This window comes from Providencia hangzhouensis (genome assembly GCF_029193595.2).
Taxonomy (GTDB): domain Bacteria; phylum Pseudomonadota; class Gammaproteobacteria; order Enterobacterales; family Enterobacteriaceae; genus Providencia; species Providencia hangzhouensis.
Genome location: NZ_CP135052.1, coordinates 2,324,416 through 2,350,487, shown reverse-complemented (window position 1 = coordinate 2,350,487; position 26,072 = coordinate 2,324,416). Strand labels below are relative to the sequence as shown.

27 protein-coding genes are annotated in these 26,072 nt (G+C 40.7%); 19 read left to right on the top strand and 8 right to left on the bottom strand.

Features of this window, described 5'->3' with window-relative positions:
* Positions 1 to 68 precede the first annotated feature (68 nt).
* Entirely contained in the window at positions 69 to 647 is a 579-nt protein-coding gene (locus tag PZ638_RS10540; RefSeq protein WP_226617033.1) for a lytic polysaccharide monooxygenase, read from the top strand.
* Positions 648 to 788: 141 nt separating this feature from the next.
* Positions 789 to 1,703, top strand: coding sequence for a DNA replication terminus site-binding protein (tus, locus tag PZ638_RS10535; protein WP_275612188.1), 915 nt, complete (start codon positions 789 to 791; stop codon positions 1,701 to 1,703).
* A 59-nt stretch (positions 1,704 to 1,762) separates the two neighbouring features.
* Here the strand turns inward: tus and fumC are convergent, their stop codons facing one another.
* Complete coding sequence (gene fumC / locus PZ638_RS10530; protein ID WP_036957725.1) at positions 1,763 to 3,160, bottom strand: class II fumarate hydratase; 1,398 nt, start codon at positions 3,158 to 3,160, stop codon at positions 1,763 to 1,765.
* Positions 3,161 to 3,339: 179 nt separating this feature from the next.
* Between fumC and manA the strand changes: the two genes are divergently transcribed.
* From manA to add, 3 genes are all read left to right on the top strand, one after another.
* Positions 3,340 to 4,515, top strand: a complete 1,176-nt coding sequence (gene manA / locus PZ638_RS10525; RefSeq protein WP_036957724.1) for a mannose-6-phosphate isomerase — start codon at positions 3,340 to 3,342, stop codon at positions 4,513 to 4,515.
* Between the two features lie 106 nt (positions 4,516 to 4,621).
* Positions 4,622 to 6,268, top strand: coding sequence for a YdgA family protein (locus PZ638_RS10520; protein ID WP_226617032.1), 1,647 nt, complete (start codon positions 4,622 to 4,624; stop codon positions 6,266 to 6,268).
* A gap of 216 nt (positions 6,269 to 6,484) precedes the next feature.
* On the top strand, positions 6,485 to 7,486 hold the full coding sequence (add, locus tag PZ638_RS10515; protein ID WP_144140064.1) for an adenosine deaminase: 1,002 nt from the start codon (positions 6,485 to 6,487) through the stop codon (positions 7,484 to 7,486).
* Between the two features lie 251 nt (positions 7,487 to 7,737).
* On the opposite strand, the gene PZ638_RS10510 is transcribed toward add, so the two are convergent.
* Together PZ638_RS10510 and PZ638_RS10505 are read right to left on the bottom strand one after the other, a co-directional pair.
* Positions 7,738 to 8,715 carry a bile acid:sodium symporter family protein gene (locus tag PZ638_RS10510; RefSeq protein WP_094960550.1) on the bottom strand — a complete coding sequence of 326 codons (978 nt, stop codon included), beginning with the start codon at positions 8,713 to 8,715 and terminating at the stop codon, positions 7,738 to 7,740.
* A gap of 60 nt (positions 8,716 to 8,775) precedes the next feature.
* Entirely contained in the window at positions 8,776 to 9,819 is a 1,044-nt protein-coding gene (locus PZ638_RS10505; protein ID WP_144140066.1) for an oxidoreductase, read from the bottom strand.
* A gap of 128 nt (positions 9,820 to 9,947) precedes the next feature.
* Here PZ638_RS10505 and PZ638_RS10500 point away from each other — a divergent pair, with 128 nt between their 5' ends.
* The 12 genes from PZ638_RS10500 to nadS all read left to right on the top strand — a co-directional run bounded on the left by PZ638_RS10500 (position 9,948) and on the right by nadS (position 20,507).
* Entirely contained in the window at positions 9,948 to 10,388 is a 441-nt protein-coding gene (locus PZ638_RS10500) for a DUF2569 domain-containing protein (protein WP_094960548.1), read from the top strand.
* A gap of 84 nt (positions 10,389 to 10,472) precedes the next feature.
* Positions 10,473 to 11,054: an electron transport complex subunit RsxA gene (gene rsxA, locus PZ638_RS10495; protein ID WP_004254254.1), complete on the top strand. Its 582-nt coding sequence runs from the start codon at positions 10,473 to 10,475 to the stop codon at positions 11,052 to 11,054.
* A complete protein-coding gene (gene rsxB, locus PZ638_RS10490) occupies positions 11,054 to 11,668 on the top strand; it encodes an electron transport complex subunit RsxB (protein ID WP_004254251.1) in 615 nt (204 codons plus the stop codon). Before rsxA ends, rsxB begins: the two co-directional genes overlap by 1 nt.
* Positions 11,661 to 14,120, top strand: coding sequence for an electron transport complex subunit RsxC (rsxC, locus tag PZ638_RS10485; RefSeq protein ID WP_311972565.1), 2,460 nt, complete (start codon positions 11,661 to 11,663; stop codon positions 14,118 to 14,120). Before rsxB ends, rsxC begins: the two co-directional genes overlap by 8 nt.
* 11 nt (positions 14,121 to 14,131) lie before the next feature.
* Complete coding sequence (rsxD, locus tag PZ638_RS10480) at positions 14,132 to 15,217, top strand: electron transport complex subunit RsxD (protein WP_004254245.1); 1,086 nt, start codon at positions 14,132 to 14,134, stop codon at positions 15,215 to 15,217.
* A 10-nt stretch (positions 15,218 to 15,227) separates the two neighbouring features.
* Positions 15,228 to 15,857 carry an electron transport complex subunit RsxG gene (gene rsxG / locus PZ638_RS10475; protein WP_036957719.1) on the top strand — a complete coding sequence of 210 codons (630 nt, stop codon included), beginning with the start codon at positions 15,228 to 15,230 and terminating at the stop codon, positions 15,855 to 15,857.
* On the top strand, positions 15,857 to 16,573 hold the full coding sequence (locus PZ638_RS10470; RefSeq protein ID WP_094960545.1) for an electron transport complex subunit E: 717 nt from the start codon (positions 15,857 to 15,859) through the stop codon (positions 16,571 to 16,573). The genes rsxG and PZ638_RS10470 overlap by 1 nt, the downstream gene beginning before the upstream one ends.
* Positions 16,574 to 16,592: 19 nt before the next feature.
* The gene (gene nth, locus PZ638_RS10465) at positions 16,593 to 17,234 is read left to right on the top strand and encodes an endonuclease III (RefSeq protein ID WP_004254236.1); all 642 of its coding nucleotides are present in this window, start codon (positions 16,593 to 16,595) and stop codon (positions 17,232 to 17,234) included.
* Positions 17,235 to 17,373: 139 nt separating this feature from the next.
* Positions 17,374 to 19,317: an exoribonuclease II gene (locus PZ638_RS10460; RefSeq protein WP_094960544.1), complete on the top strand. Its 1,944-nt coding sequence runs from the start codon at positions 17,374 to 17,376 to the stop codon at positions 19,315 to 19,317.
* A 201-nt stretch (positions 19,318 to 19,518) separates the two neighbouring features.
* Positions 19,519 to 19,737: an osmotically-inducible lipoprotein OsmB gene (gene osmB / locus PZ638_RS10455; protein ID WP_110591747.1), complete on the top strand. Its 219-nt coding sequence runs from the start codon at positions 19,519 to 19,521 to the stop codon at positions 19,735 to 19,737.
* Positions 19,738 to 19,888: 151 nt separating this feature from the next.
* Positions 19,889 to 20,221 (top strand): type II toxin-antitoxin system RelE/ParE family toxin, encoded by a 333-nt coding sequence (locus PZ638_RS10450; RefSeq protein ID WP_036957715.1) that lies wholly within the window; start codon positions 19,889 to 19,891, stop codon positions 20,219 to 20,221.
* Between the two features lies 1 nt (position 20,222).
* Positions 20,223 to 20,507 (top strand): NadS family protein, encoded by a 285-nt coding sequence (nadS, locus tag PZ638_RS10445; protein WP_096863771.1) that lies wholly within the window; start codon positions 20,223 to 20,225, stop codon positions 20,505 to 20,507.
* A gap of 72 nt (positions 20,508 to 20,579) precedes the next feature.
* Here nadS and yciH read toward each other — a convergent pair whose 3' ends face one another.
* From yciH to PZ638_RS10420, 5 genes are all read right to left on the bottom strand, one after another.
* Positions 20,580 to 20,906, bottom strand: coding sequence for a stress response translation initiation inhibitor YciH (gene yciH, locus PZ638_RS10440; protein ID WP_164455614.1), 327 nt, complete (start codon positions 20,904 to 20,906; stop codon positions 20,580 to 20,582).
* Entirely contained in the window at positions 20,903 to 21,628 is a 726-nt protein-coding gene (pyrF, locus tag PZ638_RS10435) for an orotidine-5'-phosphate decarboxylase (RefSeq protein ID WP_112307124.1), read from the bottom strand. The genes yciH and pyrF overlap by 4 nt, the downstream gene beginning before the upstream one ends.
* 44 nt (positions 21,629 to 21,672) lie before the next feature.
* A complete protein-coding gene (gene lapB, locus PZ638_RS10430; RefSeq protein WP_094960540.1) occupies positions 21,673 to 22,845 on the bottom strand; it encodes a lipopolysaccharide assembly protein LapB in 1,173 nt (390 codons plus the stop codon).
* A gap of 6 nt (positions 22,846 to 22,851) precedes the next feature.
* Positions 22,852 to 23,169, bottom strand: a complete 318-nt coding sequence (locus PZ638_RS10425; RefSeq protein ID WP_004254219.1) for a LapA family protein — start codon at positions 23,167 to 23,169, stop codon at positions 22,852 to 22,854.
* 145 nt (positions 23,170 to 23,314) lie between these two features.
* A complete protein-coding gene (locus PZ638_RS10420; protein WP_094960539.1) occupies positions 23,315 to 24,037 on the bottom strand; it encodes a phosphatase PAP2 family protein in 723 nt (240 codons plus the stop codon).
* Between the two features lie 213 nt (positions 24,038 to 24,250).
* Between PZ638_RS10420 and ribA the strand changes: the two genes are divergently transcribed.
* Positions 24,251 to 24,847 carry a GTP cyclohydrolase II gene (ribA, locus tag PZ638_RS10415; protein ID WP_094960627.1) on the top strand — a complete coding sequence of 199 codons (597 nt, stop codon included), beginning with the start codon at positions 24,251 to 24,253 and terminating at the stop codon, positions 24,845 to 24,847.
* Positions 24,848 to 25,036: 189 nt separating this feature from the next.
* Positions 25,037 to 26,014, top strand: coding sequence for a porphobilinogen synthase (gene hemB / locus PZ638_RS10410; protein WP_036957706.1), 978 nt, complete (start codon positions 25,037 to 25,039; stop codon positions 26,012 to 26,014).
* Positions 26,015 to 26,072 lie beyond the last annotated feature (58 nt).

Here is a 26,072-nt window from a genome sequence, read left to right as displayed (position 1 = left end):
GGTTAAACTACCATACCTTCTCGTGATTAGTAGATGATAAAAAAGTCTATTAATTACGAGGAAACCCAATGAAACCATTCTCTATAAAACCATTTTTAATTGCCCCATTACTCCTATGCTGTAGTTCTTTTGTTTGGTCCCATGGCTATGTCGAATCCCCTGAAAGTCGTTCATATTACTGCAAGCAAGGGGTAAATACCCACTGCGGAGCTGTGCAATATGAACCGCAATCTATTGAAGGCCAAAAAGGTTTTCCTCAATATGGCCCAGTTGATGGAAAAATTGCTAGCGCCGGTATTGCTGCTTTTTCTCCCTTAGACATACAAACTGCGAATCGATGGCAACGGGTTATCTTAAATTCACCTGATGTTAGGTTTAAATGGCGCATCACGGCAAAACATAAAACGACAAAATGGGAATATTTCATAACTAAGCCAGACTGGCAGTCAAACGCCTTGCTATCTCGTAATCAATTTACACTAACGCCATTTTGTAAATTTGAGCGTGTAGAATTTCCAGAAGAGACTGTTGAGCACAAGTGTGTATTGCCAAAAAATCAAAAAGGTTACCATGTCATTTTAGCCATTTGGACGATAGATGATACGCAAAATGCGTTTTATCAAGTTATTGATGCAGAAATAAATTAACGTCAAAGGAAAGCTTATATAAGAAAGGGGCAAGTGTTAAAATGCCTCACTTGCCCTTTTTGACTCTGATTTTCTTATAGATAAACACGAGAGTTTATGTTATTTATTGTTTATCACCTATTTGAATGTTGTAACTAAATTATGAAAAAACAAGATTTAATTAATACGTTCAATGAATTGGAATCACAAATAAACCAATTTAGCCTGTTGTTATTGGAACAATCAAAACAAGTTCCATTTACAGCTCATGTCTTCCAGTTACCTTCAGTAATTAAAGGTGAAGAGAATAATGAGATAGAACAAATCTCAGTACAAACATTAGTTGGTCATGATGCGATACGTGAAACAGTAAAGTTAGTTAATTTATTGTTTTTACAAAACAAACCAGACGAGGTCAGCAACAAAGCCGCTATCCGTTTACCGGGGGTTATATGTGTACAAACTAATTTGCAAACTTATCGTAACTTTAATTCATTAATTTTAAAGATCAATGAGTTAAAAATGCATATAAAAGCCATTGTCACACAAGTTGACGAACCTCATCGATTCGAATTTATTCGTGATAGTTTACATGGCCTACTAACATTGAATACCTACCGAACCCTCTCTTCATTGATTGATGTCGATACGATTAATTTTGGCTGGGCAAATAAAAAAGTTATCAATAAAGCCACAAAAGAAGCAATGCGAGACCGCTTACAAGCAAGCTTAGAAAGTGGCCGCTGCCCTCTTCATTTACCAAAAGAGCACTGGCGCTTACAATTGGAAAATGAAATTCGCTTAATTGACGCCCTACCTTACAATGCGGTTTTAAAAACTCAACGGCCAGTCAAAGTTCAGCCAATCGCTCGTGTGTGGGATAAAGAACAACAGAAACAAACCCAGTTTGCTTGTGCAACGCCTTTATTTGTTTTTGCGCTTGAAAAAACGGTGGCAGAAATTAAAGTCGGTGAACTTCCCGATTACCATGCCAATAACATTGCAATCCGTAATCGGCCCAGAGCAAAAGCAGTTGAACTATTAATACCACGTTTAAATTTGTATATAGAACGCTAAAAAAACACCCATCTGTCAAACAGTATGGGTGTTATATAAAGCCAGTTTAATAAGCTAGCTTAAGATTTCATGCTGCCAACCATATCTTCTGGACGAACCCAATCATTGAACTGTTCTTCTGTTAAATAGTTTAATTTCAATGCGGATTCTTTCAGCGTCAGTCCTTCTTTATGCGCTTTTTTAGCAATTTCTGCGGCTTTATCGTACCCAATGTGAGTATTTAAAGCTGTCACTAACATTAGCGATTCATGAAGTAATTTTTCAATACGCTCACGATTTGGTTCAATTCCAATCGCACAATGCTCATTAAAGCTACGCATACCATCAGCTAATAAGCGAACAGACTGTAAGAAATTATCAATTAGCATTGGGCGGAATACATTCAGCTCAAAATTACCGGATGCCCCACCAATGTTAACAGCAACATCATTCCCCATAACTTGTGCACATAACATAGTCAGTGCTTCACACTGTGTAGGGTTTACTTTACCTGGCATGATTGAACTGCCTGGCTCATTTTCTGGGATAGATATTTCACCAATACCGCAGCGAGGACCAGATGCTAACCACCTAACATCATTGGCAATTTTCATTAAAGAGGCAGCTAAGCCCTTTAAAGCACCATGTGCATGTACAAGGCTATCGCAAGTTGCTAATGCTTCAAATTTATTAGGTGCCGTAACAAATGGTTGGCCAGTTAATTCTGCGATTTTTTTCGCAACACGTACCGCATATTCAGGATGCGTATTTAAACCAGTCCCTACTGCTGTACCACCTAGCGCTAATTCACACACATGAGGAACAGAATTTTCAATGTGTTTTTCATTATGCGCTAACATTGCAGCCCAACCTGAAATTTCTTGGCCTAGCGTCAACGGGGTTGCATCTTGCAAGTGAGTACGACCGATTTTTACAATATCTTTAAATTCTTTCGCTTTTGCATCTAATGTTTGATGCAAAATTTTCAGTTCAGGGAGAAGATGTTCGCGGATTGCGACGACCGCAGCAACGTGCATTGCCGTTGGGAAAACATCATTTGAACTTTGACTTTTATTCACATCATCATTAGGGTGAATAAGACGATCATTACCACGTTGACCACCGAGAATTTCGCTACCACGGTTAGCTAAAACCTCGTTCATGTTCATGTTACTTTGCGTACCAGAACCGGTTTGCCAAATAGCTAGAGGAAATTCCGTTGGATGTTTACCAGCTAAAACTTCGTCAGCAGCAGCAATGATTGCATCGCCGCGCTCTTTAGCTAATAATCCAAGATCCATATTAACACTAGCAGCGGCTTTTTTAGTGATAGCGAGTGCGTGAATTAACGCAACAGGCATTTTTTCTACAGATATACGGAAATGTTCTAAAGAACGCTGCGTTTGCGCGCCCCACAATTGGTCAGCAGGTACTTCAATTGGTCCCATTGAGTCTTTTTCAATGCGAGTGGCTGCCATTACTATCTCCTTAGGTACATACACAGAATAATTGATTTTAGAATCATCTGCTTGCAGGTAAGCAAATAACCGAGCAGTATAATGCCACAAATTGAATTTCATTTATGAGACTTGGTCGAGCTTATTGTATTGTAGTGAAAAGGAAATCAGTTGATTTTTATGAAAAAGAGAATTTTGCTATGCTTAAAATGATAAACAAAGTCCAAAACTATGACTGGGGCAGTAAAACGGCCCTGACTAAGTTATATGGGATTTCAAACCCTGATAGCTTACCTATGGCTGAACTTTGGATGGGTGCTCATCCAAAAGCAAGCTCCGAAGTTCTCGATGCGGAAAAAAATCAAAGTATTCCACTTAACGCCTTAATTGAAAGTGATCCTGAAGCCTACTTAGGTCAGCATGTCGCACAAACTTATCATCGTTTACCTTATTTATTTAAAGTGTTATGTGCTGCTCAACCGTTGTCTGTTCAAGTACATCCAAACAAAACTTATGCTGAAGTTGGTTTTGCTAAAGAAAATTCGGCTGGCATCCCACTAGATTCCCCAATACGCAATTATAAAGATGACAACCATAAACCTGAATTAATCTTTGCGTTAACACCTTTTAAGGCAATGAACGCGTTTCGCCCACTGAATGAAATCGCGCAATTACTGGATTTTGTTTCAGCTGCACATCCTGATATCCAATTATTTGTTCAAGACCCAACAAAAGAAAAGTTATCTCGTTTATTTGCACAAATTCTTAATTTAACAGGTGAACAAAAAGATTTAGCACTTGGCGTATTGAAAGCCGCTTTAAACAGCCGACAAGGCGAGCCATGGAACTCAATAAAGCAAATGGTTAGCCTATATCCTGAAGATAATGGGCTATTTACCCCTCTTCTTCTTAACATCGTTGAATTAGAACCTGGTGAAGCGATGTTTTTATATGCCAGAACGCCACATGCATATCTAGAAGGTGTTGGGTTAGAGGTGATGGCAAACTCAGATAATGTACTGCGTGCTGGGTTAACAAATAAGCACATAGATATCCCAGAGCTGATTGCTAACATTGACTTTAAGCCTACGTTTGCAAAGGATTTATTAAGTATTCCCGAAAAATCTGGAAATATCTGGAAATATAATATTCCAGTAGAAGATTTTGCATTTAATATATATTCTATAACCCACTCGGAAGTTGCGCTATCTAACAATAGTGCCTCAATTTTGTTCTGTATTGAAGGCCAGTTAGTTTTACATTCTAGTAATGATGAAATATGCATTAATTCAGGTGAATCTGTTTTCTTGCCTGCTTATGAGAAAAGCATAACCATTAATGGCAGTGGCAAACTAGCCCGGGTATTTAACAAATAGTGTCATATTCTGTATTTAACCGTCTTCATTGTATGAAGACGATTATATAAAACTTTTATAAATTTATAAGTACGGCAATAACGTGCTGAAAGGATGGATGTTTATAATGAAAAAGTCATTAGTCGCGGTTGGTGTTATTGTTGCTCTGGGGGCAGTGTGGACTGGAGCTTCATGGTATACAGGTTCTAAAGTAAAAGATGAACTTGATAGAGTAATTCTCAAAACCAACGATTTTTTTGCTGTAAATGTGCCTGAGTCAGGTTTGAATTTTAAAGTAGAAAATTATGAAAAAGGTGTTTTTTCATCTAAAGCAGATATCGTAATCACCTCTGCGGATTCAGTATCACCAGAAGACTCAATTGTATTCAAAACGAATATTGACCACGGTCCATTCCCATTATCACAAGTCGCTAAGTTTAATTTATTACCAAAATTAGCAGCGACGCAAATTGAATTAGCTAACAACGCGACGACAAAAGAATTATTCGAAGCGACTCAAGGTAAACCATTTATTCATGGTTCTGCTGTCATTGGCTATAGCAAAAGTATTGATACCAATTTAGAGCTGATCCCTGTCGAGTATAAGAAAGATGACGTTTCATTATCTTTCAGTGGTTCTAAGTTTGATGTATCAACAACTTCTGATCTTGCTGCCGTTGATGCAACTTTAGTCACTGATAATTTAGTTATTGGTAAAAAAGATAACTCTGAATCTATGACATTAAAAGGCTTAAAATTAGTCTCTAATGTAACAAAATCACAATATGGCTTCTACACTGGAACCCAGTCATTTGTTATTGCTGATACAGATTTCAACATTCCTGAAACTAAATTTTCTTTTAAAGATTTCAAAATTTCAAGCGACACCTCTATTACTGGCGAAGATGTGAAAGGGAATATTTCTTATAGCATCTCTGACTTAAAGGCATTAGAGCAAAACTTAGGTTCTGGCGAACTGACTGTTGCTATTGAAAAATTAGATGCTAAAGCATTAGGTAAATTCGTTGAACAATATAATGAAGCATTAGCTCAAGGCTTAGCTAATGGTGACCCAACTGAAGCAACAGAGCGTTTAGCGATGGAAATGATGTCTACAACATTGCCAGAGCTAATGAAAAGCAAGCCTGTATTCACTGTTAGCCCCTTCTACTGGAAAAATGAAGCTGGCCAAAGTTCAGTTGACCTAAACATCACATTTAATAAATGGAACCAAGATGAAATTACTGCGTTAGCAATGTCTAACAAAGTTGATGAAGCTATCAAGCAACTCATTACTTCTTTTGATTTCAATTTAAAACTGAACAAGCCAATGATGATCGAATCAATGACTCAAGCAATGATTTTAGATCAAGGTGTTCCAGTTAATGCTGAAACTAAGAAAGAAATGAAAGGTATGGTTACTTCTGAATTTGAAGGTGTTCAGCAAATGCTGACTTCAGATATGTTCTCTTCTCCATTTGAAGAAATGTTTATGACAGATGAAGAACGTGCTGAAAAAGCTAAACAGAAAAAATCACCTTGGATGATTGATAGCGAAAATGATTTAACTATGACTATCAAATTTGCAGGTAATGACCTGACATTCAATAATGACAAATATACCTTAGCTGAGTTCCTCACTAAGATGAAAGTGATGTCTAACCCAGAAGATGCATTAGAATATGAAGCTGTACCTGCTCCAGATGCAGAACCAGCACCAGAAATGGAAGTTGAGCCTGAATTAGCACCACAAGATGCAGCGCCAGCTAACTAATTAATCTAATCGATACAATGTAGTCACAAAAGCCAGTTAATATGAAGTGAAGTGAACCCATATAGCTGGCTTTTTTATTTGACACCCATTTAAGTGTGAGATACATCACACTTAAAATGTAATTATTGATCACGTTTCACATTTTTCGTGATTTGGAATTGCATTTGGAAAAATAAAAGCCAAAATGAGGATAGAAAATAGATAAAGGATCATTCCGTGATTAAAACACATTTACCTTTAACCGATTTACACCGCCACCTTGATGGCAATATCCGCCCAGAAACGATTCTTTCCTTAGCAGAACAGCATCACATTCAATTACCAGCGACAGAACTTGAAGCTTTGCGCCCTCACGTCCAAATTATAGGACAAGAAGCTGATTTAGTCGGTTTCTTAGCAAAACTCGATTGGGGAGTCGCTGTTTTAGCAGATTTAGAAGCATGCCGCCGTGTGGCATTTGAAAATGTCGAAGATGCTTTTAATGCTGGTATCGATTACGCAGAGCTACGCTTCTCTCCATACTATATGGCAATGAAACACCAGCTACCTGTAGAAGGTGTCGTTGAAGCTATTATTGATGGCGTGCGTACTGGGTGCCAACAATTCGACATTAAAATTAATTTAATTGGAATTTTGAGCCGTACTTTTGGCCAACAAGCCTGTACAACTGAATTACAAGGACTATTAGCTCATCGTCATCACTTATGTGCTTTAGATTTAGCTGGAGATGAACTAGGTTTCCCTGGAGAGTTATTTGAGTCACACTTTATCAAAGCTAGAGATACAGGGTTAAATATCACTGTTCATGCAGGTGAAGCGGCTGGAGCGAACAGTATTTGGCATGCTATCAATGTATTAGGTGCACAACGAATTGGCCATGGTGTAAAGGCAATAGAAGACCCTGCTTTAATTGAATATTTAGTAAAACATCAAATTGGTATGGAAAGCTGTTTAACATCAAATATTCAAACAAGCACTGTGCCATCCCTTGCTCAACACCCATTAAAAACCTTTTTGCAACAAGGTGTATTGGCTTCAATTAATACAGATGACCCAGCAGTTCAAGGTATTGAGTTACGCTATGAGTATGAAGTTGCAGCCCCGCAAGCAGGTTTAACTTCAGCAGAAATAGAACAAGCGCAACGTAATGGCCTAAGTATGGCATTTTTATCTGAAAGTGAGAAAAAAGCGCTCTTACATAAAGCCGCTACCCGTTAATTTAAATGTTATCAGGGTATTTATTATAACCCTGATAACTCTCTCAAACATTTCACATCTCTTTACACACCAATAGACCGTCATCATTTACCAATCACTCCCTCTCTAGTTAGCTTTTTTATACTTAACGTATAAACACTGTTGTTAATGTATCAATTATAAAGCCCTATTGTATGTTGTAACTAAATAAGTACCCTTATAAATAAACAGCAAAAAACATGAGGGGTTACTAATCCCCTCAATATTTGTGCTTATTTGGTCGATAATCGTTTAGCATAACGCTGTGCAAGTACAGCACTGACCATAAGTTGTATTTGATGGAAAATCATCAGTGGCAATAAGATGACCCCTACTGTCGCAGCAGGAAACAAGACGTTCGCCATTGGGACTCCGTTAGCTAGGCTCTTTTTCGAGCCACAAAACACGATAGTAATCTCATCTTCTTTGCTAAAACCTAGCAACCGTGCAGCCAATGTATTGAATACAATGATAATAAATAAAATAACGCAAGTGACAACCACAATCATAAAGAGTGAAAATGCGTCTATTTTCTGCCAAATCCCCTCGACAACCGCTTCACTAAATGCCACATAAACAACCAATAATATTGAAGACCGGTCAGTCATATTAACTAATTTTCTATTCCGGTTTATCCAATTGGCAATCAATGGTCGAGATAAATGCCCCACAACAAATGGCAGCATCAATTGCATTAAAATAGACCCTATTGCATTGAGCGTATCCATGGCTTGGCTGCCATCAGCATCCATCAATAAACCAACTAAGATTGGTGAAAGAAAAACCCCAAGAATGCTTGACGCTGATGCACTACAAATAGCCGCGGCAATATTTCCCCCGGCCACCGAGGTGAAAGCAATTGCTGATTGTACAGTTGCAGGTAAAGCACATAGGTATAAAAAGCCCATATATACGGTAGGTGACATCCATTTAGGTACAATCACCGCAAGCCCTAAGCCTACGATAGGAAATACAATAAATGTACTCGCAAAAACCAAGAGGTGGAGACGCCAATGCCCTATCCCTGCCATTATTGATTCACGAGATAACTTAGCCCCATGCATAAAGAACAATAATGCAATTGCAGCAGTAGTTAAATATTGAAACCCCGTTTTTATATCGCCTTCACAAGGAAAAAGGCTGGCTAGAATGACAACGCCAATCATGATAAGTAAAAATGGGTCGATTCTCAGTTTAGCTAGCAAATTCATTCGATTATCCATAATAAAAGCCAGTTATGTTAACTGGCCTTATAGTGTGCGTTAATGACGTTAAAATATTGCTTCGATTGTGCGTTTTTCTTTTGCCGAACGTATACCTGCTTCAATAAGCTTCATAATATCTATTGCTTCGCTCGGTGTGACGGGGTTTGGTTTACCATGGCGAATCGCATCATATATCCCTTGATAATAACCACCATAATTACCGCGTTGGTTTGGCCACGATTGTGTTATAAGCTCATCACCTTGTGACAACGTCACGCTCCCCATATTGGTATCAACTCCCCAATCAGTCCCTTCTGGTCGTTGGCCAGCTTTTAAACAGTCTTCTTGGGGATCTAAACCATATTTAACATAACTACCATTCATTCCATGAATAACATATATCGGTGTTGGTGCAGCAGCTAATGTTGTTGCATGTAATACAACCTTCTTATCTGCATATTGCAAAACGGCATGAAAGTAATCCACTGCCTGTGCATTAGGGCGGATCATAGCAAGATCAACGCTGATCCCTAAAGGCCTACCAAAATACTGCAGGACTTGATCCAACAAGTGCGGCCCTAAGTCGTACCAAATACCTGCTCCAGGAATATCAGCTTCACGCCAACGTTGCCTAACTAGCGGACGATAACGGTCAAAATGTGATTCATAATATTTAATATCGCCTAGCTTACCTTCTTCTAATATTTTTTTAACTGTTAAAAAACCTGAATCCCATCGGCGGTTATGATAAACCGACAGTAATTTTCCTGCTTGCTCCGCTTGTTGTTTTAATTGTTCTGCTTGTGAGACATCTAATGTAAATGGTTTATCGACAACGACGTGCTTCCCTGCTGCTAATGCCGCTTGAGCAAGAGGAAAGTGAGTATCATTAGGCGTAGGAATAACGACTAGTTCGATATCTTTATCAGCAAAAACAGCTTCCGGAGAGGCGGCAACATGAATATTTGGCCAATCTGCCTTAACCTTACTCGGGTCACTGCTAGAAATCGTTGTTAAATCATACCCTTCTAAAATACCAAGGAAGGGAGCATGAAATGTTTTACTGGCATAGCCATATCCGATGATCGCGACTTTAATTGGTTTAGACATTTAGACCTCATACAACGATAAACTCAGGTAGAGATAAAAAGTACCATCAGAAGGAATGAAATGGCAAATAAATCTATGATAGGATTGTAGATTGTCCAGCGAATTTGCCAAAATGGGTTTGATTAATTATGACTTCAGTTTATGACGCTAACCGCATCACTGGCTGGCTATTAGTTCCAGCGATCTATTTGTTATTAACCTTTTTAGCTGTTTGCAGTATGACTGTTATGTATTGCATTAAATTTTATGAGATTGTCACGACTGTTGATCATTGGACAAGTTTTATTCCTGCCGCTTGGTATCTGTCATTTGCCATCGCTGTTGGGATGACTATTTTCAGTATTCATGTACTGCAACTGATGTTTTCCCGCTCAAAGCATTTCCCCCGCCGTTTTATTATTTGGCTACTCATTTTGTTATTATTAGGTATAAAAACCTTCGCATTTTCACCTATTGACGATGAAACCGCTTTGCAGGTCTTAGCATGGCCTTTAATTGGCGCGGGTTTCTTTGTCCCTTATCTAAAACGCTCTCAACGTGTGAAAATGACTTTCACACAAGATCGATAAGCATCACATAAATTGCTTGATATCATAATGATAGTTTAACTGGCTTCGGCCAGTTTTTGTTCTTTTTTCATTTCAGGCAATAGCATGACTGATTATCTATTACTCTTTGTTGGAACAGTGCTGGTTAACAACTTCGTTCTCGTTAAATTCCTTGGCTTATGCCCTTTTATGGGCGTCTCAAAAAAACTCGAACCGGCCATTGGAATGGGCTTAGCAACGACGTTTGTTATGACATTAGCGTCAATCAGTTCTTGGTTGATTGACACACTTGTCCTTATTCCTCTCGACCTTGTCTATCTGCGGACGCTAAGCTTTATTTTAGCGATTGCTGTTGTTGTACAGTTTACTGAAATGGTGGTCAGGAAAACGAGCCCAACGCTTTACCGTTTACTCGGTATTTTTCTGCCTTTAATTACCACCAACTGTGCGGTTCTTGGTGTTGCCTTATTAAATATTAATATGTCTCATACTTTTATGCAGTCTGCCGTGTACGGTTTTGGCGCTGCTGTGGGTTTCTCATTAGTAATGGTTTTATTTGCCGCTATTCGCGAACGTTTAGCTGTTGCCAATGTTCCAGCTCCATTTAAAGGATCATCAATTGGGCTAATTACAGCTGGTTTGATGTCTCTCGCGTTTATGGGCTTTAGTGGTTTGGTGAAATTCTAATGATGTCTGTATGGATTGCTATCGGTATATTAGCCGTTTTTGGCCTGATATTTGGGCTGATGTTAGGTTACGCCTCATTACGCTTTAAAGTTGAAGCAGACCCTATTGTCGAACAAGTTGAAGCAATATTGCCTCAAAGCCAGTGCGGTCAATGCAGTTATCCTGGCTGTCGCCCTTACGCCGAAGCGGTTGCAAATAATGGGGAAATGATCAACAAATGCGCCCCTGGTGGCGAGCAAGTCATGCTAAAAATCGCTGAGTTGCTTAATGTCGACCCTCAGCCGATTGATGGCGATGAAGCCGCTCAAAACCCCGTTCGTAAAGTGGCTATTATCGACGAAGAAAACTGCATTGGTTGTACTAAATGCATTCAAGCTTGCCCTGTTGATGCCATTGTTGGTGCAACCCGCGCCATGCATACTGTGATTGAAGACTTGTGCACAGGCTGCGACTTATGCGTCGCCCCTTGTCCTACAGATTGTATTGAGCTTGTTCCTGTGAAAACGACTACAGCCAATTGGAAATGGGATTTAAACACTATCCCAGTAAAAAATATTAGTGTTGAACCCAATGAACAGCTTGTCACTAAAGCAAGAGGTGAAACTCATGCTTAAGCTCTTTAATTGGTTGAAAAAAGATAATATTTGGGATTTTAAAGGTGGGATCCATCCGCCTGAAATGAAGCTACAATCTAGCCAAACACCGATGCGTATTGCATCAGTGCCCAATGAGCTGATTATCCCATTACAACAGCATTTGGGCCCGGAAGGAGAGCTAATTGTTCAGGTTGGCGACTCCGTATTAAAAGGCCAGCCATTGACTAAAGGGCTTGGGCGTACTGTACCTGTTCATGCATCAACTTCAGGGGTGATCACTGCAATTGAACCTATGGTAACGGCACACCCTTCAGGCTTAAAAGAATTGTGTGTGCGTATTGCAGCCGATGGCCATGATATATGGTGTACTTTGTCCCCAGAGCCTAATTACATTCAACTAACCCGTGCTGAATTACTGCAAAAAATTGAACAAGCTGGGATAGCCGGCCTCGGTGGTGCAGGTTTCCCAACCGCATCAAAATTGGCCGGTGGTCAAGATGCGATTAAAACATTAATCATTAATGCAGCTGAATGTGAGCCTTATATCACAGCTGATGATAGGTTAATGCAAGAACATGCACAGGAAGTTATTGAAGGCTGTCGTGTTTTACAGCATTTATTAACCCCAGACCAAGTATTAATTGGTATTGAAGACAATAAACCCGAGGCTATCCGTGCCCTAAAACATGCTGTCACCTCGCAAGACAAACAAATATTCATCCGAGTTATACCAACAAAATACCCATCAGGTGGTGCCAAACAGCTGACTAAAATTTTGACGGGAAAAGAAGTGCCATCCGGTGCGCGTTCGTCACAAATTGGTGTGTTAATGCAAAACGTGGGTACTGTCGTCGCCATTAAACGCGCGGTTGTTGATGGCCAGCCATTGATTGAGCGTGTGGTAACCGTTACTGGTGAAGCCATCAGTAAACCGGGTAATTTTTGGACTCGTTTAGGGACTCCAGTTAAACATCTATTACAGCAATCCGGTTTTAACCCAGAGCCAGAACAAATGGTGATTATGGGGGGGCCTTTAATGGGCTTTACCCTACCCGACCTGAATGTCCCTGTCGTAAAAATTTGTAACTGTTTACTGGTCCCCACAATGGAAGAAATGGGACCTAAAGCACTAGAGGAAGCGTGCATTCGTTGTGGGTTATGTGTCGATGCCTGCCCAGCCGCGTTACTTCCTCAGCAACTTTATTGGTTCAGTAAAGGGGATGAACACGAAAAAGCGCAAAAACATAATTTATTTGACTGCATAGAGTGCGGTGCATGTGCTTATGTATGCCCAAGTAATATTCCGTTAGTGCAATATTATCGCCAAGAAAAAGCGGAAATTCGTGAAATTGCTCAAGAAGAGCGCCGAGCTGCTGAAGCTAAATTGCGTTTTGAAGCAAAACAGTTGCGTATGGAACGTGATAAACAAGCACGAGAAGAACGCCATAAAAAAGCCGCGGTACAAGTTGATAGCGCGGATAAAGATGCCGTTAATGCAGCTTTAGCCCGGGTTAAAGCCAAACAAAGTGCGACAACCGAACCGATTAAGATTGTTTCCGGTGAATTACCAGACAATAGTGCTGTGATTGCTGCTCGCGAAGCCCGTAAAGCACAAGTACGTGCTAAACAGGCGGAAAAACTGGCCAATACACCAGTAGAACCTACTGATATAGAGGCCACGGATGATCCTCGCAAAACCGCTGTGGCAGCCGCCATTGCACGAGCGAAAGCCAAAAAAGCCGCACAAGAACAACCTGCAACTGAGCCAGTCGCTGACACCGTCACTGACGCTGAGGTTGACCCACGCAAAGCGGCTGTCGCGGCCGCCATTGCACGAGCGAAGGCCAAAAAAGCCGCACAAGCGCAACCTGCAACTGAGCCAGTCGCTAACACAGTCACTGATGCTGAGGTTGACCCGCGCAAAGCGGCTGTCGCAGCTGCCATTGCACGAGCGAAAGCCAAAAAAGCGGCTCAAGAGCAACCTGCAACTGAGCCAGTCGCTAACACAGTCACTGATGCTGAGGTTGACCCGCGCAAAGCGGCTGTCGCAGCTGCCATTGCACGAGCGAAAGCCAAAAAAGCGGCTCAAGAGCAACCTGCAACTGAGCCAGTCGCTGACACCGTCACTGATGCAGAGGTTGACCCACGCAAAGCAGCTGTCGCTGCCGCCATTGCACGAGCGAAGGTCAAAAAAGCCGCACAAGCGCAATCTGCAACTGAGCCAGTTGCTGTAACGGTCACTGACGCTGAGGTTGACCCACGTAAAGCGGCTGTCGCGGCCGCCATTGCACGAGCGAAAGCCAAAAAAGCAGCTCAAGCAGAACAACTCGCACAAGAAGAGCTTACACCCGCCGCTGAACAACCCATTGAAGAGGAAACCGACCCTCGAAAAGTTGCCGTTGCCGCAGCGATCGCGCGAGTAAAAGCAAAGCAAGCACAAAAACAACATGAACAAACGACTACAGAGTAAGTGACAACGAGATGAAATTTAGGCCAATTGATGCGAAAAATCGCCGTTTAAAAATTGCTAGCGCACCATTTACTCATAACAATCAAAGCACCAGTTTAGTGATGCTTTGGGTACTTTTAGCAGCAATACCGGGTATTGCTGCTCAAGTTTATTTCTTTGGCGTTGGCACCTTATACCAAATTATTTTAGCGGTGCTAACAGCGGTTATCACAGAAGCAGTTTCTATTCGTTTACGCCAACAACCTGTGGTTCCTGTACTAAAAGATAATTCCGCCATTGTGACCGCATTATTATTAGCTATCAGCCTACCTCCGCTCTCACCTTGGTGGATGATCGTATTAGGGACATTTTTTGCTATTACGATTGCTAAGCAATGTTATGGTGGATTGGGGCAAAACCCTTTTAACCCTGCGATGGTGGGTTATGTCGTTTTGCTAATATCATTCCCTGTTCACATGACAAACTGGCTACCTCCGCATGAATTACAAAATATGTCGATTTCTGCACTTGATAGCCTATCCATTATTCTCAGTGGCCATACTCCAACAGGTATTACCCTCGAGCAACTACGTACAGGCATTGATGGCATGAGCCAAGCGACCCCGCTTGATAGCTTTAAAACGGGCCTACTGACTCATTCTATTTCTGAAGTATTACAACAACCTATTTTACAAGGTTCCTTAGCGGGAATTGGTTGGCAATGGGTGAATATTGGCTATTTAGTGGGTGGTTTGTTCTTATTACAGCGCCGTATTATTAGCTGGCATATTCCGGTTTCGTTCTTAGGTACATTGGCAGTTTTATCTATTGTTAGTTATTTAATTGATGATAGCCAACATGCGTCACCATGGGTTCATTTATTGTCTGGTGCCACTATGCTAGGGGCATTTTTTATTGCCACTGACCCTGTCACCGCATCGACAACGCCTAAGGGACGGATTATTTTTGGTGTGATTATCGGTTTTCTTGTTTGGGTGATCCGTGTATACGGTGGTTACCCTGACGCTGTTGCTTTTGCCGTGTTACTCGCCAATATTACTGTTCCATTAATTGATTACTATACGCAGCCTCGTGCGTACGGTCATGGACATAAGTAAGGATAACCGTATGTTGAACACGATGAGACGCCATGGGGTAACGTTAGCCATCTTTGCAGCAGGAACCACTGCGCTTAGTGCTGCTGTGTACACGTTAACGAAAGAGACTATTGCTGAGCAAGCTGCTATTGTTCAGAAAAAACTACTCGACCAAGTGATACCAAGTGATTTATACGATAACGACCTCGCAAAAGAGTGTTATTTAGTCACTAATGAGGCCATACTGGGTAATAAACAACCTAGGCGCTTGTATCTAGCCCGTAAAAATGGCGAACCTGTTGCTGCTGCCTTGGAAACAACAGCATTAGACGGCTACTCAGGCGCTATACATTTATTAGTCGGTACAGATTTTCACGGTACAGTACTGGGAACTCGTGTTACAGAACATCATGAAACACCTGGGCTTGGTGACAAAATTGAGACACGAATATCTGATTGGATTACTTATTTTAGTGGTAAAAAAATAACCTCTGATAATGACCCTAAATGGGCAGTTAAAAAAGATGGAGGTGAATTTGATCAGTTTACTGGAGCAACAATTACACCCAGAGCAGTCGTCAATGCCACTAAACGTACTGCGGTATTTATGCAACAAATTCCACAACAATTATCGAATTATCCACGCTGTGGGGACGAATAATGAGCGATTCATCTAAAGACTTATTAGTGCAAGGTTTGTGGAAAAACAACTCTGCATTAGTTCAATTATTAGGGCTTTGTCCGCTGCTCGCTGTGTCATCAACAGCAACCAACGCATTAGGGCTAGGCTTAGCGACCACATTAGTCTTAGTTTGTACTAATGTTGCCGTTTCTGCTTTACGTCGTTGGGTGCCATCAGAAATTCGCATCCCTATTTATGTGATGATTATTGCTTCTGTTGTTAGCGCGGTACAAATGTTAATCAACGCATATGCTTTTGGTTTGTATGAGTCACTTGGGATTTTTATTCCGTTAATCGTTACCAACTGCATTGTGATTGGACGCGCAGAAGCCTATGCATCTCGTAATCCTGTTGGGCTATCTGCCCTTGATGGGTTTGCTATGGGCTTAGGTGCAACCGCGACCTTGCTTGTTCTAGGAGCAATTCGTGAAGTTTTAGGGAATGGGACCTTATTTGATGGCGCTGACTTGTTACTCGGTTCTTGGGCTACCTCCCTTCGTATTGAAGTGTTACACCTTGATTCCCCATTTTTACTCGCTATGCTACCGCCTGGTGCCTTCATTGGCCTAGCACTACTATTAGCTGCGAAATACTTAATTGATGAAAAAATGAAAAAAAGAGCCGCACGACAATCTGGTATTCAACCAGAACGTGAATATGAAAAACAGCAAGGTTGCGGCAGCCATATTTCTTAACAACGATATTTTGTGAGCAATGAATAAATCAAAACGCATTGAAATTCTAACTCGTCTACGGGATAACAACCCACACCCTACAACGGAGTTAGAATTTAACTCCCCTTTTGAGCTATTAATCGCCGTTTTATTATCAGCTCAAGCTACTGACGTGAGTGTCAATAAAGCGACAGCAAAGCTATATCCTGTAGCTAATACGCCTGAAGCTATTATGGCACTCGGTGTGGATGGAATAAAAGAGTACATTAAAACCATTGGCTTATTTAATACCAAAGCTGAAAGCGTCTATAAAACCTGTCAAATTTTAATCGAAAAGCACAACAGCCAAGTCCCTGAAAACCGAGAGGCTTTAGAAGCTTTACCGGGTGTTGGCCGCAAAACGGCAAATGTGGTTCTTAATACCGCATTTGGCTGGCCGACTATCGCCGTTGACACGCATATTTTCCGTGTCTGCAATCGTACTAACTTTGCTCCTGGTAAGAATGTCGTTGAAGTTGAAGACAAACTCCTTAAAGTTGTACCTGCAGAGTTTAAAGTAGATTGTCACCATTGGTTTATTTTGCATGGACGTTATACTTGTATTGCCCGCAAACCCCGCTGTGGCTCTTGTATTATCGAAGATTTATGCGAATTTAAAGATAAAATATATCCAGAAGATTGACCAAGATACTATTTTGAATAGGTTATAGATAAACGATACTTTTAATCATGAATCTAGCCGGTAACGCATTTTTTCCTTGCTCTAAGACTTTGTCTTACGTAACAATAGAGCCAAACCCAATATTAATTAAACGGTAAGTATGTTCCAAGACAACCCACTGCTCGCACAGCTTAAACAAAAACTACATGCCCAAACCCCACGCGTCGAAGGGCTGGTAAAAAGTACAGAAAAAGGCTTTGGCTTCCTCGAAGTTGATGGCCAAAAAAGCTATTTCATTCCGCCTCCTCAAATGAAAAAGGTCATGCATGGTGATCGTGTTATTGCTGCGGTTCATACCGATAAAGACCGTGAATTTGCAGAACCAGAAGAACTGGTAGAACCTTTTTTAGATAGGTTTGTTGGGAAAATACAAAAGAAAGAAAATGATAACCGTTTATTTGTCATTCCCGATCACCCATTACTGAAGGATATGATTTCTTGCCGTCCTATCAATGGCATTACTCATGAGTTTAAGCAAGATGATTGGGTTGTTGCACAAATGCGACGCCATCCATTAAAAGGCGATAAAACCTTCTACGCTGAAATTACTGAGTTTATCACTGACGGAGATGATCATTTTGCACCATGGTGGGTAACGTTACGCCGTCACCAATTAGACCGTAATGAACCGCAAATGGTTGATAGCGAACGTGATGACCAAGGTATTGAACGAGTTGATTTAACTCACTTGCACTTTACGACCATAGACAATGCAAGTACTGAAGATATAGATGACGCACTCTATGTTGAAAAAACCGATAATGGTGACTTAAAACTGTATATCGCTATTGCTGACCCAACAAGCTATATACCAGAAGGTAGCGAACTCGATAAACTGGCTTTAGCCCGTGGCTACACCAACTATTTACCGGGTTTTAATATTCCAATGCTACCGCGCAAATTATCTGACGACCTGTGCTCTTTGCGCCCAAATGAACGTCGCCCTGCTTTAGTCTGCATTGCACTCATCAAAGAAGATGGTCGCATTGACGATAATATTGAGTTTTTCAGCGCTTGGGTCGAATCAAAATCTAAATTAGTTTATGACGAAGTCTCTGATTGGCTTGAAAATACAGGCAGTTGGCAGCCAGAAAATGACACTGACAAACAACAAATTTTGCTGCTTAAAGAAATGGCAGATAGGCGTTTACTATGGCGCGAAAACAATGCACTCGTGTTCAAAGATCGCCCTGATTACCGCTTTGTATTAGATGATAAAGGAATTGTGGTTGATATCGTGACTGAACGTCGCCGCAGCTCTAATCGCATTGTTGAAGAAGCCATGATCACCTCTAACCTCTGTGCTGCCGCAGTACTGAAAGAAAAATTAGGATTTGGCGTATTTAATGTGCATATGGGCTTTGAACCCCTACAAATTGACCAAGTCGTGCAAACGCTTAAAGATAATGGCATTGAAACAACGGCTGAATCATTATTATCACTAGAAGGCTTCCGCCAACTACGCCGTCAACTAGATGCACAGCCGACCCAATTCCTCGATAGCCGCATTCGCCGTTACCAAACTTTCGCAGAAGTCAAAGCTGAGCCCGGCCCGCATTTCGGTTTAGGGTTTGAAGCTTATGCGACTTGGACTTCACCAATTCGTAAATATACCGATATCGTCAACCACCGTTTAATCAAATCTATTATTGCTGGTAAACCTTCAACGAATAAGCCATCCGAAGAATTATCAATCAAGTTAGCCGAACGTCGTCGTGCAAACCGCATGGCTGAACGTGATGTGGGTGATTGGCTCTATTCTCGTTACTTAAAACCTTTTGAAGGTACGGATACCAAATTCCCAGCTGAAATTATTGATATCACTCGTGGTGGCGTAAGAGTCCGTTTGGTAGATAATGGTGCTGTAGCTTTTGTTCCTGCGCCTTTTATTCATAGTGTTCGTGATGAGATCCAATGTAGCCAAGAAACAGGTAATGTACTTGTTAAAGGTGAAATAGCTTACCAACTTAACGATATTATCAATGTCACCATTAATGAAGTTCGTATGGAAACACGTAATATCGTCGCTAGACCAGCCGAATAACAGCTTTTCTGCTACTCTTTAAAGACCATAGTTTGAAACCTATGGTCTTTTATTTTTCTATCTACTTTTTTACAACCTAAAATTCGCATTAAACGTTAAACTGCAAACACTTTTCCATATTTTTTCCTGATTATTCTTATTCGTAAATTTACCTATCATGATATTTTGTTAACTGTTAAATCTGTATTAAGGGTCATTAAAATGAACACAGTAAGCAAACGTATTTTATCATTCATGGTGATAACTACTGTCGCTATCAGCGTCAGTGCCTGTTCAAATATGTCTAAACGCGATAAAAACACAGCGATTGGTGCCGGTGTAGGAGCTGTTGGTGGCGCTGTATTGACAGGCGGAAGTTCCATAGGAACCGTAGGTGGTGCGGCTATTGGCGGAATTATTGGACACCAAGTAGGCAAATAAATCTCATAATATCCTTTAGTCGCTCTCCTTAATCTAAAATAGCGTTCAGTATGAACGCTATTTTATTTTTTATATCCGATAATCTATTAAACTATTGACGGCAAAAAGTGTACAAAGTACACTTGCAGTTAATACAAAGGGAGGGAACCCTGTGAGTCACGCAATTGAATTTATTGAAACCAGCTTTTTTACCAAACAAATCCAATCTATCGCCACACAAGAAGAACTTAGGATATTACAAAATGAACTTATCGCATGGCCAGATAAAGGCGATATCATCCAAGGAACGGGTGGGCTTCGTAAAATTAGGATGGCAACTGGTAATAAAGGAAAAAGTGCAAGTGTACGAGTTATTTATTTCCTAGCTACAGCAGAAATTATTTATTTTATAATGGCTTATCCAAAAAATGTCAAAGATACGCTAAATGACTTAGAAAAAGCAGAATTAAAGAAACTAACGAAATTACTAAAAAATGAGGTATAAAATGAGTATATTCAACGAATTAAAAGCCTCTTTAGAAGAAGCTGTTGAAATAAAACAAGGCCATCAAAAAGCCGCTAATGTTACTCGTTACGAAATTACTGATGTCAAAGCTATTCGAGAGCAACTGAATGTTTCCCAAAGCGAATTAGCTCATGCACTAGGAACTAGCCTCGATACAATTAAAAGTTGGGAACTTAAACGACGAAACCCAACAGGGCTAGCAGCTAAAATACTCATCGCCATTAAACGTAACCCAGCTTTATTTGCTGAGTTAGCAGCAATTTAACCACTTCTTCGTTATAAAATGAGTGGCTTTCTAAGTAGCCACTCATGACAAACAGTAAAATTTTCGAACCTATCAGCCACCAGCTAACTTAACTTGAAAACCTTTCGCCTCAAGGTACTGTTTGATAACATCACGTTTATCGCCTTGAATTTCAACGTTACCGTCTTTGACAGCTCCGCCACAGCCACACTTCTTTTTAAGATCAGCCGCTAATTTAGCTAATCCGCTGTCTTCAAGGTCAAGACCAGTTACAACACAAACCCCTTTTCCTTTACGGCCTGATGTCTCACGGCGGATCCGCACAATACCATCACCTTTAGGCCTTTCAATTTTGGGTTTATCTTCAGCAATACGCCCTGTTTCTGTACTGTAAACAAGACGACTATTTGAATCATTCATAGCAAACCTTCAATAGACTGATTGATTTGTTGTAATGTGGCAGTTGGGTTTTCACTACGCGTAATCGGACGACCAATCACCATATAATCCACACCCGCCTTCACTGCATCTTGTGGTGTCATAATGCGGCGTTGGTCCCCAACATCACTTCCCGTTGGGCGAATACCTGGGGTAACTAATTTGAAATCGGCACCACAAATTTGTTTTAAACGTTGGGCTTCATGAGCAGAGCAAACAACACCATCTAGCCCGCATTGTTTGGTTAATAAGGCCAAACGCTCTGCATGAGCAGCTGGTGACAGGTTAATCCCAACACCAATGAGGTCAGATTCATCCATACTCGTTAATACGGTTACTGCTGTGAGTAATGGCGCCTCTTTACCATAAGGCTCAAGAGATTGGCGTGCCGCCTCCATCATACGAGCACCACCACTTGCATGAACATTAACCATCCATACCCCCATTTCAGCCGCAGCTGCAACCGCTCGGGCAACAGTATTTGGAATATCATGAAACTTCAAATCTAAGAAAACATCAAAACCACGATCATGGAGTGACTTAACAAATTGAGGGCCATTAAAAGTAAACATTTCTTTGCCTACTTTTAAGCGACAATCACGTGGGTCAATGCGATCCACAAAAGCCAAAGCCTCATTAGCATTTTCATAGTCAAGTGCCACAATAATTGGTGAATGTGTGTGGTTCTCAGTTGAGGAAATCATTTCTTAGCCTTTAAAGAGTCGTTATTATTTAAAAAGTGACGCTGTCACTGCCCATCTAGCCCACGAATAGGTTTAATCGTGTCCCACGAGCGACAAGATGGGCAATGCCAATATAATGCACGTGATGTAAACCCACATTTATGGCAACGATAATCGGGTTTGGTACGAATTTGCTCCCCTACCATTTTTCGTAGCAAGATCAAACTTTCTTTTGCCCTTCCATCTTCAGCTTCTTCAAGATGGTAATCCATTAAACGATAGAATAAACGCATGGTAGGATGACGTTGAATTTGGTCATTAATATAATTTGCAGCGGCTTCGTGATTTTGCTTTTCAACAATAATATCCGCTAAATAAAGCTCTGCAATAGCCCCTGAGTTACCCGCAACACACTGACGTAGGTAATCTTCCCACTCATCGGCTTGGCCAGTATGTTGGTAGCAATCAAACAGCAAAGGTAGCGTTTCAGCGACGAGCTCTCTATCTTGCTCATAGACTTGTTTTAGGACATGAATTGCTTTGTCGTAATTACCTTGTTCGATGAACAAGCGCCCTTTCATAATTGAGACCCGAGCGCAGTGGTTGTCGGCTTGCTCTGCCTTATTTAAAAAGGTCAGTGCATCTTCGAGATCATCGCTAGCAAGTTGTTGAGTCGCTAATTCACAATAAAAGTGTGCAATTTGCTCACGTAGCTCTGTATGCCCTAATTTAACCAGTTTACCTGCTGTTTCAATAGCTTTTGTCCAATCACTAGTTAATTGATAAATATTTAACAGGGATTGTAAGGCACTTTGTTTGAAATCGACTTCATCCGTCAATTGTTGAAACATGTTTTCTGCTCGGTCATAAACCCCAGCAGCCATGTAATCTCGACCGAGTTGTTGAGTTGCTAATAAGCGTTGTTCAAATGATAAAGCGGCACTTTCCACCAGCGACTGGTGAATACGAATGGCGCGTTCAACTTCACCACGAGAACGGAATAAATTTCCCAACGTGAGGTGTGCTTCAAAAGCAGAGCTATCTTCATTTTTCAGCATGTCGAGGAATAAATCGACAGCTTTATCTTGTTGATTAGACAATAGGAAGTTAACGCCTGTCACATAATCACGTGACAAGCGATTCGCATGTTGTTGCTTATCTTGTTGAGCACTTCTGCGCCCCATGTACCAACCGTAAGCAGCAGCAACTGGTAGCAGCAGAAACAGCAACTCGAACATACAGGATTATTCCTTGTTCTGAGTCGTCACTAATGAGGTTGAATCGGAAATATGACTTTCTCCAGCACCTAATTGTGATTCTAAACGTCTAATTTTACGACGTGCGTTTTTCAGGCTAACAATGACTCGTAAATAAAACACAGCACAAACTAGCCAACCTAGCACAAAACCGACACCAAAAAGTGATGCAAGAAGGGTCGATAATGAAAAATCCCCTTTTGCAATCAGGTAGTTAAATGTAATAACCTGATCATTGCTTGAACCTAGCGTAATCGAAATAATAAAAAAAGCGACCGCTAGTAATAAAATCAGAAAATATTTCACATTTATTCCCGTTATCAGTTCTATTCATCCAATAATATCTACCTGTTAAGGTAGCATTTCCAACGCATTCAGACAAAGCAATTTATTTTATACAATGAGAGATTTAAGTCAGATCTCCCCTAATAATGGTTAACTTGATGAAAGATTAATCGGTTTTACTCAGTATTCCCCATGCTCGCAAAATATAATAACCAAATAAGGCAAAACACGCACTGATGATCACTGAAGTAATTATATCAATAGGCCAATGCATGCCCAACAACATACGACTAAATGCAATCCCCTCAGCCCAAATAGCGAGCCCTATCGATAAAACGTATAAACGTTGTTGCCAAAAAAGCGCAATTAAAAACAATGCCCAGCCAGCTGCAAATAACATATGACCAGAAGGAAAAGAATATCCGGTTTCTGCTTGCCAGTGTTTACGCTGCCATTTCGCTATATATTCATCTTGTTTGACGGTGTCTTTAATTAATTTTGCTCGTTCACTACGTTTTAACGCATAAAAGTCTGATGAAGGAATTTGATATTCGGTTGCCAGCCATTCCACATAAGGGCGAGGCTCTTTAAACGTACTTTTTAATGCCGTCTTCAAACCTTGCTGCAGTAATACAATGCCAACAAGAACAAGCAATATTTTCAGTCGCTGTTTTTTTTCTGAACGAAAGATAAATACAACAGCTCCAAGAAATAACAGAGACGTTAAAATACTATAAGGTGCTCCCGCAGTGTCTGTCAGCCAGAGTATCCATTTCATTGAGTTAAACTGGGTTTCTGGTGACCAATGCCACCCTGTAACTATCATCACCATGGGAGGCATAATTAATAACAATGCAAAAGTACAAACGACCAAAACAGTTTTTTTCATTCAACGTGTTCCAAATAAAGTTCTATTAAATATACAAATATTCCATTCACCTATTATTAACTCTGTTATAGTAATACAGCGTTGGTCGTGTGCAAAGAATACCAACCTCTATATGCTAAACGTCATATAGCATCGATGTATTATAGTTAAGCTACTTTATATCGATAAACGTTATTAATTAAGCAAGAGTTACTTTAACTAATGAAAGAAAATATGCAGCTAAAACGCGTTGCCGAAGCTAAGCTCCCTACACCTTTTGGTGAATTTTTGATGGTGGGTTTTGAAGAAATCGCAACCGGTCGTGATCATGTAGCGTTAATTTTTGGCGATATCTCAGGAAGTGAACCGGTACTCAGCCGGATCCACTCCGAATGTTTAACAGGAGATGCGTTATTTAGTCTACGCTGCGATTGTGGTTTTCAATTAGAAGCCGCACTCTCTCAGATTAGTAAAGAAGGCCGAGGGGTATTACTTTACCATCGTCAAGAAGGCCGAAATATTGGCTTGCTGAATAAAATCCGAGCTTATGCATTGCAAGATCAAGGCTTAGATACGGTTGAAGCTAACATTAAGTTAGGCTTTAAAGCGGATGAACGTGATTTTACCTTATGCTCTGATATGTATAAGTTATTGGGGATAAATGAAGTCCGCTTATTGACGAATAACCCGAAAAAAATCGATATCATGCGTGAAGCTGGAATTAACGTGGTAGAACGTGTTCCGTTGATCGTTGGCCGCAACCCAAGTAATGAACATTATCTTGACGTTAAAGCAGAAAAAATGGGCCATATGCTATTTAAGCACCAATGACCTCAGCAAAGGAAGAGTGTTCTGCTCTTCCCTTTATTTTTCCTATTTCATTATCACCATTCAAAGTGTGCCATTTATCCACGGCTATATTCACTTTCTTTCCATAAGGTTTATACTGTTAGCCATCTGATTACCCTGACGAATAAACTGAGTTTTTGAGGTTTATTCCGCATACTACCAGGAGATACTGTGAACAACCTGCATTCCATTCAACGCATGAGAAGATTGCGTAAAACTGAAAAACTCCGCACTTTATTCCAAGAAACTCACCTTTCTATTAATGACCTTTGCTTGCCAATTTTTGTTGAAGAAGAACTCGACGATTATATGCCAATCAACAGCATGCCGGGTGTTATGCGTATTCCTGAAAAACGCCTTGCTTATGAAATTGAGCGTATCGCAAATGCAGGAATAAAATCAGTGATGACCTTTGGGGTTTCCCATCATCTTGATGATAATGGTAGTGATGCATGGCAAGAAAATGGTTTAGTGGCACGTATGTCACGTATCTGTAAAGAAACCGTCCCTGAAATGATAGTGATGTCTGACACCTGTTTTTGTGAATACACTTCCCATGGTCACTGTGGTGTCATGCACGGCCATATCGTTGATAACGATGCAACCATCCATAACCTAGGTTTACAAGCGGTTGCCGCTGCACGCGCAGGTGCTGATTTTATTGCCCCATCTGCTGCAATGGATGGCCAAGTTGCCGCAATTCGTCATGCACTTGATGAAGCTGGTTTTACAGACACCGCTATTATGTCTTACTCCACAAAATTTGCTTCAGCACTGTATGGCCCATTCCGAGATGCAGCGGGTTCATGCCTTAAAGGGGATAGAAAAACCTATCAGATGAACCCAATGAACCGCCGTGAAGCACTACATGAATCACTAATTGATGAACGTGAAGGTGCTGACGCGCTAATGATTAAACCTGCTGGGGCTTATTTGGATATTATTCGTGATTTACGCGAGCATACCCAATTACCTATCGGTGCTTATCAAGTCAGTGGCGAATATGCACAAATTAAATTTGCTGCTCAAGCGGGTGCAATTGATGAAACTCGTGTGGCTCTTGAAACACTGGGGTCAATCAAACGCGCAGGTGCTGATCTTATTTTCACTTATTTCGCTTTACAATTAGCCGAAGCCAACGCGTTATAATCTCATTCAGTTAAAGAAACCCGCACCACTGTATATAATTACAGTAGTGCGGGTTTTT

Coding starts and splice junctions, on each gene's coding strand:
- PZ638_RS10540 (WP_226617033.1), top strand. CDS start 69: ATGAAACCATTCTCTATAAAACCATTTTTAATTGCCCCATTACTCCTA.
- tus (WP_275612188.1), top strand. CDS start 789: ATGAAAAAACAAGATTTAATTAATACGTTCAATGAATTGGAATCACAA.
- fumC (WP_036957725.1), bottom strand. CDS start 3,160: ATGGCAGCCACTCGCATTGAAAAAGACTCAATGGGACCAATTGAAGTA.
- manA (WP_036957724.1), top strand. CDS start 3,340: ATGCTTAAAATGATAAACAAAGTCCAAAACTATGACTGGGGCAGTAAA.
- PZ638_RS10520 (WP_226617032.1), top strand. CDS start 4,622: ATGAAAAAGTCATTAGTCGCGGTTGGTGTTATTGTTGCTCTGGGGGCA.
- PZ638_RS10510 (WP_094960550.1), bottom strand. CDS start 8,715: ATGAATTTGCTAGCTAAACTGAGAATCGACCCATTTTTACTTATCATG.
- PZ638_RS10505 (WP_144140066.1), bottom strand. CDS start 9,819: ATGTCTAAACCAATTAAAGTCGCGATCATCGGATATGGCTATGCCAGT.
- PZ638_RS10500 (WP_094960548.1), top strand. CDS start 9,948: ATGACTTCAGTTTATGACGCTAACCGCATCACTGGCTGGCTATTAGTT.
- rsxA (WP_004254254.1), top strand. CDS start 10,473: ATGACTGATTATCTATTACTCTTTGTTGGAACAGTGCTGGTTAACAAC.
- rsxB (WP_004254251.1), top strand. CDS start 11,054: ATGATGTCTGTATGGATTGCTATCGGTATATTAGCCGTTTTTGGCCTG.
- rsxC (WP_311972565.1), top strand. CDS start 11,661: ATGCTTAAGCTCTTTAATTGGTTGAAAAAAGATAATATTTGGGATTTT.
- rsxD (WP_004254245.1), top strand. CDS start 14,132: ATGAAATTTAGGCCAATTGATGCGAAAAATCGCCGTTTAAAAATTGCT.
- rsxG (WP_036957719.1), top strand. CDS start 15,228: ATGTTGAACACGATGAGACGCCATGGGGTAACGTTAGCCATCTTTGCA.
- PZ638_RS10470 (WP_094960545.1), top strand. CDS start 15,857: ATGAGCGATTCATCTAAAGACTTATTAGTGCAAGGTTTGTGGAAAAAC.
- nth (WP_004254236.1), top strand. CDS start 16,593: ATGAATAAATCAAAACGCATTGAAATTCTAACTCGTCTACGGGATAAC.
- PZ638_RS10460 (WP_094960544.1), top strand. CDS start 17,374: ATGTTCCAAGACAACCCACTGCTCGCACAGCTTAAACAAAAACTACAT.
- osmB (WP_110591747.1), top strand. CDS start 19,519: ATGAACACAGTAAGCAAACGTATTTTATCATTCATGGTGATAACTACT.
- nadS (WP_096863771.1), top strand. CDS start 20,223: ATGAGTATATTCAACGAATTAAAAGCCTCTTTAGAAGAAGCTGTTGAA.
- yciH (WP_164455614.1), bottom strand. CDS start 20,906: ATGAATGATTCAAATAGTCGTCTTGTTTACAGTACAGAAACAGGGCGT.
- pyrF (WP_112307124.1), bottom strand. CDS start 21,628: ATGATTTCCTCAACTGAGAACCACACACATTCACCAATTATTGTGGCA.
- lapB (WP_094960540.1), bottom strand. CDS start 22,845: ATGTTCGAGTTGCTGTTTCTGCTGCTACCAGTTGCTGCTGCTTACGGT.
- PZ638_RS10420 (WP_094960539.1), bottom strand. CDS start 24,037: ATGAAAAAAACTGTTTTGGTCGTTTGTACTTTTGCATTGTTATTAATT.
- ribA (WP_094960627.1), top strand. CDS start 24,251: ATGCAGCTAAAACGCGTTGCCGAAGCTAAGCTCCCTACACCTTTTGGT.